Here is a 15,655-nt window from a genome sequence, read left to right on the forward strand (position 1 = left end):
TTGAGGTGGACCCACTCCGTGGGTCCACCGAAAGCGTCAATCAAGCCTTCGCCTGTTCCCGGAGCCTGATCCTTTTCGTGCCGATCAGGCTTCAGGGCGTCGCGCGCCGGTTCGGGCGGCGGTCGTCTTCACCGGCGGCCGCGCCCGGCACCCGGGACTGCCGCCGCCAACGGATGGACAGGGTGGCGTCGCCCTGACCGCCGAACTGCGAGCTGATGGCGACGTTCCTGCGGACCTGCCATTCGACGTTGACGGCGGCTCCGCCCTCTCCGCCGCCGATGATCTCCAGATAGACGTCGTCGGTGATGTAGCGACCGCCCGCGACCGTCAGGGCCGAGGCCTCTCCACCGAACGACAGACGGTCCAGACCGGCCAGTTCGCGCAGGTTGCCGATCACGTCGAAGCCCCCACCGCCCGCCAGTGAAGCGACCCCCGCCGCGAGTTGCGCCGCCTCGAAGGGCGACAGCTGGGAGGCCGACCGGCCGAACAGCACCTGGGACAGGATCTCGTCTTGGGGCAGTTGCGGCGTCGAGGTCAGAACGATGACGGGCAGGGCGGCCGTGCCGGTGACCCGGATGGTGGCGGTCAGGGCCGGGTCCTCGCGCACCGCCGACAGGTTCAGCCGGATGCGGGTCGGATCGGTGGACAGGGCGACGGTGCCCCGGTCGTCGAACACGAAGCGCTTGCCGGCGAAATCGTAATCGCCGCGCACGATGCGCGCCGTCCCACTCAGGACGGGCTGCGCCACCGTGCCACGGACGCGCGCGTTGACGCTCAGATAGACATTCAGGCCGCGGCCGACCACGCGGACATCGTTGCCGGTCGAGCGCAGGCGGATATCCAGACCGATCTGGGGACCGCGGCTGCTCGTCGCCTCTTCGGTCTCGGCCGGGTCGCCGCCCGGGCGGTTGATCTCGACAACGTCCATGGCCGTCACGCCGCTGGGCACCGGGGGGTTGGCCTCGATCCGGGCTTCGTCGATCGTCATCTGACCGGCCAGCTGGATGTTGCCGTCGGTGCCGCGTGTGACCGTCAGCGGGCCGGTGGCGCGCCCCTGGGCGATGTCGTTGTCGATGATCTGGAAGCGGGTCAGGGCCAGCTCGAAGCTGGATCCCGATCCCTGACGCAGGCCGATCCGGCCGTCGCCGGACACGGTGCCGCCCGAGCCGTCGGTGGCGGTGAAGGTCTGGATCAGGGCGGTCGTGTCGTCGAACCGGCTGGCCAGGGTCACGTCGTTCAGCACCAGACCGGTCCCGTTATCACGGAAACGGCCCTGGGCGAGGTTCAGGCGACCGGTGATCAGGGGCGCGTTCATCGTGCCGTTCAGGATGGCCCGGCCGTCGACCTGACCCGCCAGTGTGCGTTCACCCCCGAAGAAGACATCCCAGATCGGCTGGATCTGGCCATTGACCACGACTTCGCCCGACATGGGCCGCGTCTTGTTGATGGCAAGCCGCAACGGCGCTGCGGAGGCCTCGACCGGAAGCGTCACGTCGGCCGTCGCGCGCACGGCGTCGGTGCCGGCGGCATTGGCCTGGATGCGCAGGGTGTTGTTGACCAGGGTCGCGTTGACGGTGCCGTCCACGGACAGGCCGCGCGGGGCGTCGACGCTGCGCAGCTGGGCCAGGGTCACGTTGGCGGACCCCGAAAGGTCGTCGCCCGATCCGCGCAGGGAGACCCGCCCCGTGACGCGACCGCTGAGATCGGGCGCGATTGAGCCCAGCTCGACGCTGGTCAGGTCGGCCTGGATCACGGCGGCGTCGGCGTCCTGACGCATCTCGCCCAGCAGGACTCCGCCGCCGACCGTCATGTCGACCCGGACCACGCGACCGTCCCCGGCCAGGGCGACGACGGCCGGGCTGCGGGTGGCGAAGGCGACTTCCCGTACGCGACCGTTGCCCGAAAGAGTCACGCTCTGGGCCGTGTCCTGGCGCGCGTAGACGCCGGTGCCATCGAACGAGACCGGGGTCGGTCCCCCGACATCGGCCACGATGCTGAAGGGCAGGCGGTCCAGCGTGCCGCGCCCGTCGAGGCTGATGCGACGGATCACATAGGGCGAACCCGAGAACCGCAGGTCCCGCCCGGTGACGTCCAGAATCGCGCTCTCGTTGCCCGGGCCGTCGGTCAGGCGGATGCGGCCGTCTGCCGTCCCCGACGTCAGGAAGGCCCCGGGGCGTGCGGTGAAGGTCAGGTCTGCACTGGACGGTGTGTTGTTGTTCAGCGCCAGCGCGCCCTGGGCGGTGATCCCGCCCGCGTTCAGATCGACATCGGTCAGGCGCAGGGCGTTGCCGCCAAGGAAGAAGTTCCCCGATGCGGTCGCGGGACCATAGTTCGATCCGGCCGTCAGGACGACCCGGCCGTCAGAGGCGTCCGTGCCCTTCCGGAAGCTGAGGATCAGGTTCGTGTCGGTCAGGGTCAGCGGACCGGCCGCGACGCTGGCGAAGGTGGCGGTCAGGTCGGCGCGGGGCTGGGCCAGGGTTCCCGTCAGGGCTCCGTTGCCCGTCATGGCACCGTCGATCGCCACCGGTCCGACGCCGAAGGGGCCTTGCGCATTCCAGTCGAGCGCCAGCCGCAGGCGACCGGCGGGCTCGATCAGGCCGCGGGCGCTGGCCCGGCCGGCGGCACCGGTCAGCAGGCCCTGCTCGACCTCGATCCGGCCGCCGTTCAGCGCCCCGGCCAGCTGCAGGCGAGGGGTGGCTCCCAGCAGGCGATCCAGTTCGGCCATGCCGGTGGCCAGACGCGCCGCCCGGCCGTCGAAGGTCAGTCGCCACGGGGCTCCGGTCCGGGCCATCGAGGCTTGGATTGGTCCGCCGAAGGTCCCGCGCGCGCCGGGCCGGATCCGGCTGACGTCCGTGATCTCGGCACGACCCCGGAAACCCAGACCGCCCAGCAGATTGCGCCCTCCCGACCCGGTCAGGGTGAGGGCCTGCCCCCGTGCGTCGATGTCCTCCAGCAGGAGCGCGCCGTCCTTCGCCCGGGCGGCCGCGAACTTGAAGCGGGGCTGGGCCCCCAGCAGGGCCCCGATGATTCCGGCGCTGCGACCGCCCGCCACCGACAGGTCGCCGCTCAGCGCGAACCGTCCATCGTCGGCGGAAAGATTCAGCGGGCCGGATACCTGGCTGGCCGCATAGCTGGCGACGTCGGCGTTCGACAGGCGGATGTCTCCCTCCAGGGACCAGGTCTTCGCAGAGCCTTTGAAGATGGCAGAGTAGGTCGCCGCGCCGCCGACCGGTGTCCCGACCAGCCGGGTCACGGATCCCGTGGAGACCGACACCGCGACGCCGTCGTCGGCGGTCTGGTTCTTGAGGTCGATCACCCCGCGCGCGCTGGACGTCAGATTGTCCGAGATCAGCCGCCAGGCGAGGCCCTGAACATCCTTGTTGTCGGCCGTGGGCACGGACGCGAAACCGAACCGGGCCGTCCGGCCGATGCGCTGGACGAAGGGTTCCAGCAGGTCCGAGCCGCTGAAGTCGAAATAGCCGGAGATGCGCGAGCCGCCCACGCCATACCGGCCGCGCACGGTGAGAGGCACGAACTCGCCCGTCCGGACCGTGGCATTCACGATCTCGCCGTTCACCAGGGCGACGGCGGAGAAGGGCTGGTCCGGCGAGTAGCCCAGCGATCCCGCCAGGGGGCCGCCCTGGGCTTCGCTGGCTTGGAGGTTCAGGCGCAGGTCCTCGACCTTCCCGCCGAAGGTCGTCGTCACCCGCAGATAGTCGCCGGGCCGGTTCTGGCTGTAGGCGTTCAGCGAGGCGGTCTTGTTGCCGAAACGAGGGATCAGGGCGTCACCCGTCAACCGCCACTTGCCGTATTCCTTCGAGAATCCCTCGAGCAGTTCGACGTTGGCGGAGAAGCGGTCGATGTCGACGCTGATCGGGCTGGGCTGGGGCGGCTTGCCGTCCGGCGGATCCAGCGTGGGACGGCGCAGAAGGCGGATGGACTGCGCGCTGATGTCGGTCGCGTGGAAACGCCGGGTGACCAGCGGCCAGTAGTCCCAGTCGACCCGGACGTTGCGCGCCTCGAGCCATACGCCGTCCTGATCGGTGATCGTCACGCGCGCCAGGGTGAAGTCGTCGAACAGGTCCCCCGACAGGCCTTCGACATTGATGCGGCCGTAGCGGCTGATCTTCTTGCCGGCGATGAAGCTGGTGACCAGGTCGCGGCCCGGACCCGAGACCAGATACATCCGCCCGCCGATCGCCAGGATCAGGGCCAGGGCGGCCAGTCCGACCAGCACGAAACCGGCGATGAAGCCGAAGGCCTGCAGTCGCGTGCGACGGCGCTTCTCGGCCTTCGCCGGCGTTTCGACCTCGGCTGTGTCGGGGGTCGGGTCGGTCAAAACGCCTGGCCGATGCTGACGTAGACCTGGAAGCTGGCGTCGCCGTCACGCTTGTCCAGCGGAATGGCGATGTCCGCGCGGATCGGGCCGAAGGACAGGTTGTAGCGCCCGCCGATGCCCACGGAGTAACGCAGGTTCGAGAAGTCTGGCGTTTCGTCGAACCCGATCGCACCGGCGTCGACGAAGGCCACGGCCCCGAAGTTCCTGCCCAGATCCCGCCGCACCTCGGCGGACACCTCGAACAGGGAGATGCCGCCGCGCGGAGTGTTGTCGGGCAGACGCGGGCCCACACCCTGGTACTGATAGCCGCGGACGGATCCGCCGCCGCCGGAATAGAACAGGCGGTCCGACGGCACGCTGAGCTCGCTGCCCCCGATGATCGATCCCAGCCGAATGCGTCCGGCCAGGACCGTCCTGGCGCGAGAGTCGAGGGACCGATACGTCGTGGCCTGGGCCTCGCTGCGCAGGAACAGGATGGTGTCTTCGCCCGCCACGGCGGTCGGCTGGATGTTGACCGTCAGCCGCCAGCCGTTCGTCGGGTTGAGCGGGTCGTTCGACTGGTCGATGTAGGCGCTGGCGCGACCGGTAAAGATGGCCAGATCGCGGTCCAGGCTGACTGGCAGCTGGGTCACCGGATCGAAACGGCTCTCGTTATACCGCCCGAAATCCAGACCGACGCCGTAGCTGTACCAGGACGTCTTGCCCAGACGCTGTCGCAGGTCGGCCGACAGCACCCCGGCGGTGCGGATGTAGGCGTCGGTATCCTCGTTCACCACGGCGGACGACAGGGCCAGGGTCTGGCCCGGCGCGCGCCAGTGGGGCAGGGAAAGGTCGGCCCCGATCCGGCTGTCGATGTTGGCGATACGCGCCTGGAATCGCAGGGTGTCGGCCCGGCCGAACCGGTTGTACCAGGTCCACAGACCCTCGACGCCCGACCCGTCGGCGGTCGAGAAGGTGGCACCCGCCTCCAGAATCTTGCGGGGTCGATCCGTCAGGGTCACCACGATCGGGCGGTTGCCGTCGGCTGTGGTCTGGTCCGGGCCGGTCAGGGCCACCGCGACCCCGTCGTAGACGCCGGTCTCCAGCAGACGCCGTTCCAGTTCGCCCACCAGTTCGGGGTCGTAGCGCTGCCCCGGGCTCCAGGGTGCCAGATTGGCGACCCAGTCGGGGTTGGTCGGTCCGCGGGTCTGCACGCGCACGCCGTCCAGTCGCACAAGGGCGCCGGAGCTGATGTTGAAGGTCGGTTGCACCGTCATGGCGGCGTGATCCACCACGACGCGCCGGGGCCGGGTCGCGGCGTCCGGATAGCCTTCCCGTGTCAGGCTCGCGATGATCCGCCCCTCGGCGGCGACGACCTCTGCGGCGCGCCCTGGATCGCCGGGGGTCAGCCCGATGTCGGCCTGGGCGGTCTGGATGACCTCGGTCTCCGGCTCTGGCGCGACCCACTGGATCGTGGCCGGGGCCAAGGCGAAGCGGGTGCCCGACTGAACGCTGACGATGGCGACGGGCGTTTCCTCACCCTCGACGATGTCCTCGAGGATGGACTGGTAGTAGCCCTCCGACCGCAGCACGGCCTCGGCCGATTCCATCGCGGCCCGGGCGCGGCGTCGCGCCTCGAAGCGGTTCGCCGGCGGATCGTCGGTCTCGCCGATCGCCTGCACGAGACGCGTGCGCAGATCGGCGGAAAGATCGCCGCGGACCTCGGCACGCGGATCGGCCCTGGCGGCCTCCGGATGACCCAGCCACAGGCAGGCAGCGCCCATCGCAGCCAGACCAAACGAGGCGCAACGGTAACGACGCACCCTCACTCCCGATCCTTCATCATCGATCCCGATGACCGACGGGCGCGGCTTGTGCGACCCAATCACGACGAGGTTGGGGCGAGGGCTCAATAGAACAGGGTTTCGCTTTCCGGCTGGACCGATTGTTCAGAAGACCGCTCATCGGCCGGCAGGGTCGTGGTCGACGGGGCCGTCGTGGGGGCGGTCGTGTCGGCAACCGGCGCAGTCTGATCCGCTGCCGAGGGGGCCACGGGTTCTTCGATCGGGGGCGGAGCGATTTCCGTCTGCTCCTGATAGGGCTCGTCGCAGGCCGACAGCGCGAGGGCAGCGCCGACGGCTGCAACAATCATCAACGACTTCATCTACATCTCCCCCGGGATCCGGCGTTCGAACGCACCGTGCGCCTCGCCGTTCCATAACGCGCCACACGCGCGTGGTCACGTCGGATCGGCCTGACGGAAACCAATCCTTTGTTTCTTCGGCGCATGCTGTTCGGTGAAGAGGGGCACCCATGACCACCAACGGCTATGCCATGATCGCGCAGGTTCGCTTTCGCGAACTGAAGACGCGCGTCGGACTGGCGTTGTTCATTGCCGGAACAGCCTGGTTTCTGACCAAAGGGCTTTGGCCCATCGGCTGGTTCGCCGTCGTCGTGGTCACGCAGTTCATCGACTGGCTGGTGTTTCGCCCCACGCGCCTGAACACTCAGATGCCGCTGTCACGGGCGTATCGGGTGGTCATGTGCCTCACCACCACCCTGAACGTGGTCGTGTACTCGGCCATCTCGGCCTACCTCTGGATGACGGGCGGGGAGGCCGGGCGGCTGTTCGCCATCATCCAGGTCGCGGGCGGTCTGTTGCACGTCAGCCTGCACATGCACCATGTGCGCCCGTTGCTGCTGTCGGCGGTCGTTCCGCACAGCCTCTATTTTCTGGGCCTACCGATCATGGGCGCGGTTCTGGACGGTCAGCCGCAGGACGTGCTGATCGCGATCGGCGGCGTTCTTTACATGACCCATCTGATCGTCGCGGTTCGTCAGAGCTCGATGACCACGCGCGCCCTGCAGGACGCCAACGACGAGGCGCGAGCCGAGCGGAGAAAGGCCGAAGTGGCCAGCGCGGCCAAGTCCGATTTCCTGGCGGTGGTCAGCCACGAGATCCGTACGCCCATGAATGCCGTCATCTCGGCCGCCAACCTGTTGCGACGGACGCGGCTGGACCGCGAACAGCGCGAGCACGTGTCGATGCTGCTGGACGCCGGCGATGTGCTGGTGGGGCTTCTGAACGACGTTCTGGACTTCTCCAAGATCGAGGCCGGCAAGATGCAGCTGGAAGCCCAGGACATCGATCTGCGCGACAAGATCGGATCGCTGATCCGTCTGTGGGAGCCCAAGGCCAGCGCCAATGGCGTACGCCTGAAAGTCTTGATCGACGACGCGGCACCCGCCCGGATCCGCACGGACCCGCTGCGCCTTCAACAGATGCTGTTCAACCTGCTGTCCAACGCCGTGAAGTTCACCGAGGACGGCACGATCTCGATCGCCGTCGACTGGCGGGCCGAGGACGGTCGCCTGATCGTCTCCGTGGCGGATACCGGCTGTGGTATTCCCGCTGATCGGCTCGCGCACATCTTTGACAGTTTCGAACAGGTCGACGCCGGCACGACGCGCAAATACGGAGGCACAGGCCTGGGCCTGGCCATCAGTCGACGCCTGGCCGAGATCATGGGCGGTCGCCTGACGGCCGAAAGCGTCGAGGGCGAGGGCTCCGTCTTCACCCTGAGCCTGCCGGTCGAGGTCGCCGAGGCGTCGGTCGTCGAACCGAAACGGCGGGCGATGGCTGATGACGCCCTGGCGGGCAAGGTGATCCTGGCCGCCGATGATCATGCCGTGAATCGCCGGATCCTGACGCTGTTGCTGGAGCCGCACGGCTGCCGCATCGTCCTTGTCGAAAACGGCGCCGAGGCGGTCGAGGCGGCCGCGGCCCAGCGGTTCGACGCCATCCTCATGGACATGCAGATGCCGGTCATGGACGGGCTGGAAGCTTCGGCCCAGATCCGTCTCCACGGGCTGAACCGCCAGACGCCCCTGATCGCGCTCACGGCCAACGCCATGGACGTTCATCGGGCCGCCTGGGACGCGACGGGCGTCCACGCCTTCCTGACCAAGCCGATCGACCCGGTCCTGCTGGCCGAAACCCTGGCGGAGGCCTGTTCCGGAGCCGTGAACGACACGGTCGTCCAGAACGTGGCCTGACTGCCCTTGACCCGGCGGGCGCGATGCACCAGAAGGCGCAACCGCGAAACGGCAAGCCGTTCAGCCGCGATATGCGTCCTTAGCTCAGTTGGTTAGAGCATCTGACTTTTAATCAGAGGGTCCTCGGTTCGAGCCCGAGAGGACGTACCATCGCCTTTTCAATGCCTTAGGTGGCAGCATAGGCCGCTGCATCCGGGGGCGTTTACAGCCGATTTACACCCCGGTTTACAGTCGGCGTTCATGCGCCGTTCCGGGCCTTTCGGGCCGCCTGACGCGCCTTCAGCTTCACCACATTGTCGATCCGGTCCTGGCCGGCGTCGGCCATCTTCCGGCGCTGGGCCTGGCGGCGGTAGATCTTCGCCGCGGCGTCGGACGCGTGCTCGAGCTGGGCCATGATCTCGGCATCCGACGCGCCTGCCTCGGCCAGTTCGACGCCCCGGGCGTGGCGCAGGCCGTGGATGGTCAGCGGGCAGACGACGACGTCGCGGCCGTCCGACGTTCGCTTGATCGTCGCGCGGATCTTCCCGTCGGCCGCCAGGCGATCGAGGAGGCGCTCGAGCGCCTGGTCGAACTGGCGGACGCTGAACGGATCGCCCCGCTTGTTGTAGGCGATCGTCAGGGCGCGGTTCGGGGTCCGAGCGATGACGGCCGCGAGCCGGGCATCCTCACGCTTGTCGGACAGCACCTGGCGCTTGGACGTGATCCAGACGAGGCGGGTCTCCGGCTCGCCCCGGCCGTCGCGGCCGAGGGTGCGTGCGTTCAGCGGGATCGACACGATCGTGCCGCGCCTGAAGCCGCCATACCGGCCGAGCGCGATCGCGCGCGCGAGCCCCGGCTGGTCGCGACGGATGGCTTCCTCGATGGCGATCTCGACCTCGGCCAGTTCCCAGGCGGGATGCGCCTCGCCGGCGTCGTGCGGCCGACGGACCTTGCGCACCTTGTGGAACGGGTCGCCCTGGATGCGCTGGTCGGTGTCGTCCTCGATCGCCGGCATCAGGGCGTTCTTGAGCACCTGCATCCGCTTGTTCGCGGCGTTGTGGCCGCGCAACGCCCAGGCGTCGCGCATGCCGATGACCCAGCTGCGCGTGACCTCCGACAGCAAGAGGTCGCCGGTGTCGGCGATCAGCTCGTCGATATAGTCCTGGTAGCCGCGCTGGGTGATCCGGGCGAGCGACAGGAACTCGGCCGACTTGTTGTAGGCCTTGAGCATTCCGCCGACCGTGCCGGCGGCAGGCCGGGCGATCGCGTCGCTGGCCTTGCGGACCCGCTCGAGGATGGCGTCGATCTCGGCCTTGAGCTCGGGCGACCCGTCCGGGCTCTTCAGCGGTCCTTCGCGGAATGCTCCCCGACGGAAGTAGAGGTGGACGTCTCCATTGGGCTTGCGGACGCGCTGGACGAAGGGGACGCGGACAGTCTCCGGATCGTCCTTCACCCCGTCCTGCGCCATTGGCTTCGCCCTCCGGAGGCTCGCGCCCTGGCCCGCTCGAGCGCGGCGGCGGCGCGATCCTCTTGATCCTGCGCCGGATCGGGCGCGGCCTCATCCTGACTCGGTTGGGTCTCACTGGGCAAGGCCGCTGTCCGGGGCGTCATCAACCGGGGCGGCAGGCCTTCGACCCAGGCGTCGATCTGCCGGCGGTCGTAGCGCACGACGTTCGCCCCCAGGTCGCGGGGGCGAACCGGGCAGATCCGGATCAGCGTCGACTCGCAGACGCCGATATAGGCGCACAGCTGGTCGCGGCTGAGCATCAGAGGCCAGGCCTCCGGGATGCGTCGCGGATCTCCGGCGGTGGGCGAGGCGGTCATGGTCCGGGGCGGAGCTGTCTTGCGTGGTGGACGGCGCGGGTGAAGGCGGCGGGCGGCATGGATTCGCCGGGATCCGCGGCCCAGCTGGCGCAGCCCTGGGGGCAGGCGGCCGGGCGTTTGCCCAAGGCGCAGGTCCGAATGAAGCGACCGCCGCGCCGCCAGGCGTCGGCCTCAGTCGCGGGCTCGAGGCCAGCGAAGAGGCAGGATCTGCAGCTGGGGCGGGTCACTTGTCGTACCCCATGCTGGCCAGCATGCGTCGAACGAGGTTCCAGACGTGGAAGTCGTGACGGTGCCAGTCTCGGACCTCGCCCGACTTCGAGACGCGGCCTTTGTCGAGGGTGGCGGTGTCGCGGCCGACGAAGGTCTGGCCGGTGTAGTCGCCGAGACGTGGGTTCGCGATTGTCCGGCGGCCGTCATTGCAGATGTGCATGCGCGCGAGCTCGGTCTTCGAGCCGTCGATCGCGCTCCAGAGTTCGACCTTGACGACGATCATACCCGGGCCGTCCTTCCGCCGTTGAAGGAAACGAAGCTCTGCGCACGCTGTTCGCGCGAGGTCGCCCAGTTCGCCCGGACGTCGCGGATCATGTCGTCGGCCGTCTGTCGCAGTACGCGCTCCGCCTCTTCGGGCGTGTCGCAGCAAAAGGCGGTCAGGGCTCCGGTCAGGTCGTAGCACGCGGCCAGGGCGTCGATCGCCGGGTGCCCGGTGGCGACCATCTGGAACTGCATGAAGAGTTCCCGGCGAACGGGTTCGTTGACGGCCGTCATTGGGGATAGCCGTCGTGCTGGACGCCATCGAGAAGGCGGCCCGCGGCCTTCTTGCCGACCGAGACGAAGCGGTGCGCGCCGACGTCCTGGGGAGCGACATCGTCGGGGCACGGCGAGCCATCGAGCATGATCGCGCGCTGGGTGACGGGCCCGGGCGACCACGCGGCGCGTGGCTCCCAGGCTCCCCACTGTTTGAACAGAAAGGGGACCTCGGCCGCCGCGCACTGATCGCGGATCTGACGAGACCAGTCCGGGTGCATGGGGCGCGCGCCGGGCCCGCTCTCTCCGCCCACGACCACCCAATGTAACGCGGCCTCGCCCTCCAGGATCTGGCGTCCAGCCCAGCCGCATTCACAGTCCAGATCCTTTGGGCATTGCGCACATGGCTCGGATCGACCGAACAGCCATTTCGATATATCGACCGGCCCCAACAGCGGCTCGGCCGAGATCCAGCGGACGGCTGCCGGCGTGTCGAGCAGGATCGGTATGCGTTCATCGGCCCGGACCTGATCCTCGACGCTAACTCCGAGCCAGATGTTCGGCAAAAAGTCGGGCAGGCTCTGCATCCCGTTCATCCAGTCGTAGGTCGGATAGGCGCAGCCCTCCGGCGGCGTTCCCATGGCCTCGAGCATGTCGGCGAAGAGCTGGCCCCTGCCATCCTTGTGCGCCGCCCGGGTCGCTTCCGGTCCCCGTGCGCCCACGAACCCACTGCCTTCGGCGACGTCCGCGAACTGCCGGAGAAAATCACGGGCCCGCTCCGGGCGCTTGGTCAGGATCTGATAGGTGTGGTGGGGCGTCTCGGCGATCACCGACATGATGCGCATCAGCTGGCCGTCGCTCACGCCTTCGTGGAAGAGGTCGCCGTGGGCGGCCACGAAGATCCGTCGGGGCGTCTTCCAGGAACGCGGCTGATAGAGCCACGCCTCATTGAACCGCACCTGGCCGTTCCAGACGGGCCCGGCCTTGGTCTCGATCGTCAGGCCCGCGCGGCTTGGATGGTGCTGCATCCGGCCGCCGGCGAGGCGCATGGCGTAGCAGTTGGTGCATCCAGGCGAGACGACGCTGCAGCCGGTCACGACGTTCCAGGTCGCGTCAGTCCATTCGATGTGGGTGCTGTCGGCCATCAGGCCCTCCCTGAGGTCTGGGCCTGACCCTCGAACCGGGCCTGCATCTCTCGAAGCAGGACGCGGACATCGAGCCGGTCGGCGTTGCTGATGTAATTGAAGCGGCCACCTTCGCCGTTCGTGTTGAAGTCGAAGACGGCGAGGAAGAAGCCGGTCTTGCGCTCGCCGCGTGGAAGGCCGGGCAGGATCGGCGGGTTGAAGCGGCCGTCGAGCTCGTGCGCGAGATCGTTCATCATCTTGTGGTGCTGGGGCTCGATCGGTTCAGCCATTTTGGCCTCGGTGGGCTTCGCGCAGGGCCCGGCGGCCGTCGTCGGTCGCGAGGAAGCCCTGGCGGGTGTGGGTGAGAAGGCCGGCGCGGGTCAGGTTGCCGATCGCGCGCCAGATCTTGACGCGCTCGAGCTTGCCCGGGTGACGCCCGCTGCGGGTGGCGTGGTAGATCTCGGGCCGACGGACCGCGCGATCGGACGCAAGGTCGAGGATCTTCGCCCAGCGGCCCTCGGGCATCAGGTCGGTCACAGCAGGCGCGCCCAGCCTCGCGCCCTGAGGAGCAGGCGGTGGATCGCGTCGCCGATCCGCACCAGCATCAGCGCACTCCGGCATCGGTCAGCTCTATGGTGTCGATGTTGAAAAGGGCGGCGACCCGGGCGAGCGACCATCCGCTGCGCCGGAAGTGGGCGGCCCAGACAGGCAGGCGCGGGTGGCGACCGGGGATGGGATCGAAGGCGGTCATGCGGCCCTCTGGCGGGGCTGCGCGCGCGGGCGGTCGGTGCGGGCAGCCAGCAGGGCGGGCTCGAGGCTCTCGCGGCCGCCTTCGTTCAGCCAGGCAACGGCGATGCGGCTGTCGCGGCTGTTGCCCATGTCGAGGGTCCAGACCTCGACGACGGTGTGCAGTTCGCGATCGGTCTCGAACTCGAAGTCGTCGCGTTGCACCAGCTCGATCGTGCGGCCCTTGCGCTCGCGCTCGATGGCGCGGGCCAGGGACGACAGGTCGGGCTGGCCGATCGGGGTGGTGTCGAGGTCGGCCGGGCCCTGGCGGATCAGGGCGAAGCGAAGGTCGTTCATGCGGGGTCTCCGATATTTGAGGCGGGGGCGGGGCGGCGGCCCCGGCGGGGTAAAGGCGAGCAGGGCGGCGGATTCGATCCAGGGCCGAGGCATCAGGCGGCGTCCTGGGTGCTGCTATCGACGGCGCGGCGCAGGCGGTCCTCGGCGGCGCGGACGGTCCGGGTGAACTGGCGAGCGATCTCGACCAGCACATCCTCGCTGCCCGCCACGGTCGTGGCGTTGTGGGACAGCACCTGCAGGACCAGGTTGCCGATCCTCGCAAGGGCCTGATCCGGGCTTTCGTCCTTCGGCTCGTCCGGCCAGTCGATCGCGAAGTCAGGGACCAGGCTGGGCGCCATGGCCCCGGCGACGTTCAGGGCATAGGCGACCAGTTCGGCCTGGGCCTCGGCATGGTCGACGGCCCATTCGCCCGTCGGGTCGCAGGTCGCGATCGCGGACCCATCGCAGGTCCAGACGATACCAGCTTCCTCGGGGTCATCTGATCCGCCGGATCCGGAGGAGACGAACGGGCCCGTGAGCCCGATTGGCGTTGCGAGCTGGCGGAAACGCCAGCCGCCGAAGGCCTGGCGCAAGCCGTCCTCGGCGACGAAGGCGCGGACCTGGGCAAGGGTCTCGGCCGCCTTGCCGGCGTCTGCGTCTGCGGCTTCTGGTTCCGGCTGTTCCAGCGAGGGGGTGTCCGCACTGGGTTGCTCGCCCTCGGCCATGGCGGCCCGGGTCATTTCCTGAAGGACGCCCTGCTGGCTCGGCGCACGGCGTGCGCTGTCGCCGCTGCCATAATTGGCGTGCGTTTTCTCAAGTCCAGCCGCACGCCTCGCCTCGCCCGCCCGCGCGGCGTTCAGATGATCGACGCCCCGGACGACATGCGGGCTGGCGACCTTTGGGTTAGCGAGCCATGTCGCTATGTCGACCGGGAGCGTCCCGCGCATCATGCTGCCGAGGGAGTCGGCGATCAGGTCGACGCCGGCCTCGAGCGCCGTGCGTCGATCGGGGAAAGCCTCCTGGCTGGCCCAGACCCGCTCCAGGTCCTCGTGATGGCCGGCAGCGGTCGTGCTGTACCCCGCGCGATAGATCCAGGCGTCGCCACCCGCCAAACGCGCGATCTTGATTTGCGCCCGGGGATAGCCATTCGCGTACTGCGCCTGTTTCGCGGACGAATGGGGAAGGGTGAAGATTTCCAGCGAGCCTTGGTCGATCTGCTCTGACAGCGGCAGGGCATCATCGAAGGCGGGGACGAAGTCGCGGACCCTCGTCGCCGGATTGTGACGATCGAAGCGCCGGGGGTAGGGTTGGCCTGGCGTGTAGCCGATCAGCGGGCTGACGGTGATCGGCTCGATGCCCGCCAGCGCTGCGACCTCGGGATCCGGACGGGTCGATGGTGCCGTCGTCGCCGCCGCCGTGTTCAGCCATTCTGTGCGATAGCGGGCGATGCCGTAGCCGCCCGGGAAGCCGAGCTTCTCGCGGGCGTACTCGATCCCTCCGGTCAGGCCCTCGGCCTGCAGATAGTCGACGCCTACCCGGGTCACCTGGGCGGTGTCGCCAGTGACCGCGCGGGTCAGGATGGCAAGGCCGTACTGGACAAGGCGCTGCCCGTCGCCCGCGTGGCCTGCCGGCAGGATGGCGACGGCCTGACCGGAGTGGCCGCCCGCCTTGTGCAGCAGCTCGGCCAGCGCCAGGCGCTGGGCCTTGGTCGTGACGATGCTGTTGCCCGAGCGGTCGACGACGCTGTTGCGCAAGGTCTCCCAGGCACCGGGTGCCGCGGGGTCGGCCTCATAGGCGGCGATGGCGTCGGGTCTCGCTTCTCGGGCCACCTTCAGCTTCGTCTGGACGTCGCGGACCCCACCGCGATCGCCCTCGCGGGCCCGGCCGATGCGGCGGGCCAGTTCGGTGCCGTTCAGGCCCGTGGCGTCGGCGGCGAGGCGCAGCTGTTTCGCGTCTTCCCAAGGCGTCAGGTCCGACCGGGCCCCGTTCTCGACCAGGGTGATCAGCGCGGCCTCGCCGGCGTCGGCCTCGCGTTCGTTGAAGGGTAGGCCTTCCAGCAGGGCGGAGGGCAGGCCATCGGTCTGGGCCAGACGCGTGGCCGCCAGCCACCGGCGTTCGCCCGCCCAGATTGTGCGGATGCCGTCGTCGTCGGGCATGGATGCGATCAGCGGGACCAGGATGTCGCCCACGCCGGCGATGGCGTCGGCGAGCCCCAGCACGGCCTCCGGATCGATGCGGCGGTTCGACGGGTTGCGCCGGAACTTGTCCAGAGGCCAGCGCCCCTTCGCCTTCCGGCGCTCGCCGCCGTGCCGGGCCCGCTTGAACGCCGCCAGCTGCGCGCGGCCTTCGTCGGTCAGGCCAGAGAGCGGCGGATCTGCGAGGATGCCCTCGCTGGTCAGGCGCGTGAGCGTCTTACCGAGGTTGGACTCGTCCCGTTTCAGATGCTCGGCCAGGCCGCGCTTGGTCCATTGGCCGAGGGGTGCGTCCTCGATCGCCTGCAGGAGCTCGGCGTTCTGGAAAGCGAGGATGTTGGGTTCGATCACGACGG

Annotated in this window: 14 protein-coding genes and 1 tRNA gene; 2 read left to right on the top strand and 13 right to left on the bottom strand. The window is 69.0% G+C overall.

Translation table 11 applies throughout. From position 1 onward, the window contains the following. Nucleotides 1-91: 91 nt before the first annotated feature. From BRESU_RS06665 to BRESU_RS06675, 3 genes are all read right to left on the bottom strand, one after another. On the bottom strand, nt 92-4,339 hold the full coding sequence (locus BRESU_RS06665; protein ID WP_013268762.1) for a translocation/assembly module TamB domain-containing protein: 4,248 nt from the start codon (nt 4,337-4,339) through the stop codon (nt 92-94). Continuing rightward, complete coding sequence (locus BRESU_RS06670) at nt 4,336-6,102, bottom strand: autotransporter assembly complex protein TamA (protein ID WP_013268763.1); 1,767 nt, start codon at nt 6,100-6,102, stop codon at nt 4,336-4,338. The genes BRESU_RS06665 and BRESU_RS06670 overlap by 4 nt, the downstream gene beginning before the upstream one ends. Nucleotides 6,103-6,227: 125 nt before the next feature. Next, a complete protein-coding gene (locus BRESU_RS06675) occupies nt 6,228-6,482 on the bottom strand; it encodes a hypothetical protein (RefSeq protein WP_013268764.1) in 255 nt (84 codons plus the stop codon). 149 nt (nt 6,483-6,631) lie between these two features. On the opposite strand from BRESU_RS06675, the gene BRESU_RS06680 reads away from it, so the two are divergent. Both BRESU_RS06680 and BRESU_RS06685 read left to right on the top strand, forming a co-directional pair. Then, complete coding sequence (locus BRESU_RS06680; RefSeq protein WP_013268765.1) at nt 6,632-8,374, top strand: ATP-binding protein; 1,743 nt, start codon at nt 6,632-6,634, stop codon at nt 8,372-8,374. Nucleotides 8,375-8,447: 73 nt separating this feature from the next. Next, nucleotides 8,448-8,524: transfer RNA gene (locus BRESU_RS06685), tRNA-Lys, on the top strand. An 88-nt stretch (nt 8,525-8,612) separates the two neighbouring features. Here BRESU_RS06685 and BRESU_RS06690 read toward each other — a convergent pair. The 10 genes from BRESU_RS06690 to BRESU_RS16880 form a co-directional block, all read right to left on the bottom strand. Next, a complete protein-coding gene (locus BRESU_RS06690) occupies nt 8,613-9,821 on the bottom strand; it encodes a tyrosine-type recombinase/integrase (protein ID WP_013268766.1) in 1,209 nt (402 codons plus the stop codon). Beyond that, on the bottom strand, nt 9,803-10,177 hold the full coding sequence (locus BRESU_RS06695) for a helix-turn-helix transcriptional regulator (RefSeq protein ID WP_013268767.1): 375 nt from the start codon (nt 10,175-10,177) through the stop codon (nt 9,803-9,805). Before BRESU_RS06695 ends, BRESU_RS06690 begins: the two co-directional genes overlap by 19 nt. A 223-nt stretch (nt 10,178-10,400) precedes the next feature. Next, the gene (locus BRESU_RS06700; protein ID WP_013268768.1) at nt 10,401-10,670 is read right to left on the bottom strand and encodes a hypothetical protein; all 270 of its coding nucleotides are present in this window, start codon (nt 10,668-10,670) and stop codon (nt 10,401-10,403) included. Further along, nucleotides 10,667-10,942 (bottom strand): hypothetical protein, encoded by a 276-nt coding sequence (locus BRESU_RS06705; protein ID WP_013268769.1) that lies wholly within the window; start codon nt 10,940-10,942, stop codon nt 10,667-10,669. Before BRESU_RS06705 ends, BRESU_RS06700 begins: the two co-directional genes overlap by 4 nt. Next, nucleotides 10,939-12,066: a DUF5131 family protein gene (locus BRESU_RS06710; RefSeq protein WP_013268770.1), complete on the bottom strand. Its 1,128-nt coding sequence runs from the start codon at nt 12,064-12,066 to the stop codon at nt 10,939-10,941. Before BRESU_RS06710 ends, BRESU_RS06705 begins: the two co-directional genes overlap by 4 nt. Beyond that, a complete protein-coding gene (locus BRESU_RS06715; RefSeq protein WP_013268771.1) occupies nt 12,066-12,335 on the bottom strand; it encodes a hypothetical protein in 270 nt (89 codons plus the stop codon). The genes BRESU_RS06710 and BRESU_RS06715 overlap by 1 nt, the downstream gene beginning before the upstream one ends. After that, nucleotides 12,328-12,582, bottom strand: coding sequence for a hypothetical protein (locus BRESU_RS06720; RefSeq protein WP_041761394.1), 255 nt, complete (start codon nt 12,580-12,582; stop codon nt 12,328-12,330). Before BRESU_RS06720 ends, BRESU_RS06715 begins: the two co-directional genes overlap by 8 nt. Nucleotides 12,583-12,649: 67 nt before the next feature. Next, entirely contained in the window at nt 12,650-12,796 is a 147-nt protein-coding gene (locus BRESU_RS17535; protein ID WP_013268773.1) for a hypothetical protein, read from the bottom strand. After that, the gene (locus BRESU_RS06725) at nt 12,793-13,128 is read right to left on the bottom strand and encodes a hypothetical protein (protein WP_013268774.1); all 336 of its coding nucleotides are present in this window, start codon (nt 13,126-13,128) and stop codon (nt 12,793-12,795) included. The genes BRESU_RS17535 and BRESU_RS06725 overlap by 4 nt, the downstream gene beginning before the upstream one ends. A 92-nt stretch (nt 13,129-13,220) precedes the next feature. Then, on the bottom strand, nt 13,221-15,650 hold the full coding sequence (locus tag BRESU_RS16880) for a ParB/RepB/Spo0J family partition protein (protein ID WP_013268775.1): 2,430 nt from the start codon (nt 15,648-15,650) through the stop codon (nt 13,221-13,223). Nucleotides 15,651-15,655: the final 5 nt, after the last annotated feature.

The organism is Brevundimonas subvibrioides ATCC 15264, from assembly GCF_000144605.1.
GTDB lineage: Bacteria > Pseudomonadota > Alphaproteobacteria > Caulobacterales > Caulobacteraceae > Brevundimonas > Brevundimonas subvibrioides.

Excerpts from the sequence above, each read along its gene's own strand:
- BRESU_RS06670 (WP_013268763.1), bottom strand. The coding sequence starts at position 6,102 with ATGGGCGCTGCCTGCCTGTGGCTGGGTCATCCGGAGGCCGCCAGGGCC.
- BRESU_RS06675 (WP_013268764.1), bottom strand. The coding sequence starts at position 6,482 with ATGAAGTCGTTGATGATTGTTGCAGCCGTCGGCGCTGCCCTCGCGCTG.
- BRESU_RS06680 (WP_013268765.1), top strand. The coding sequence starts at position 6,632 with ATGACCACCAACGGCTATGCCATGATCGCGCAGGTTCGCTTTCGCGAA.
- BRESU_RS06690 (WP_013268766.1), bottom strand. The coding sequence starts at position 9,821 with ATGGCGCAGGACGGGGTGAAGGACGATCCGGAGACTGTCCGCGTCCCC.
- BRESU_RS06695 (WP_013268767.1), bottom strand. The coding sequence starts at position 10,177 with ATGACCGCCTCGCCCACCGCCGGAGATCCGCGACGCATCCCGGAGGCC.
- BRESU_RS06700 (WP_013268768.1), bottom strand. The coding sequence starts at position 10,670 with ATGATCGTCGTCAAGGTCGAACTCTGGAGCGCGATCGACGGCTCGAAG.
- BRESU_RS06705 (WP_013268769.1), bottom strand. The coding sequence starts at position 10,942 with ATGACGGCCGTCAACGAACCCGTTCGCCGGGAACTCTTCATGCAGTTC.
- BRESU_RS06710 (WP_013268770.1), bottom strand. The coding sequence starts at position 12,066 with ATGGCCGACAGCACCCACATCGAATGGACTGACGCGACCTGGAACGTC.
- BRESU_RS06715 (WP_013268771.1), bottom strand. The coding sequence starts at position 12,335 with ATGGCTGAACCGATCGAGCCCCAGCACCACAAGATGATGAACGATCTC.
- BRESU_RS17535 (WP_013268773.1), bottom strand. The coding sequence starts at position 12,796 with ATGACCGCCTTCGATCCCATCCCCGGTCGCCACCCGCGCCTGCCTGTC.
- BRESU_RS06725 (WP_013268774.1), bottom strand. The coding sequence starts at position 13,128 with ATGAACGACCTTCGCTTCGCCCTGATCCGCCAGGGCCCGGCCGACCTC.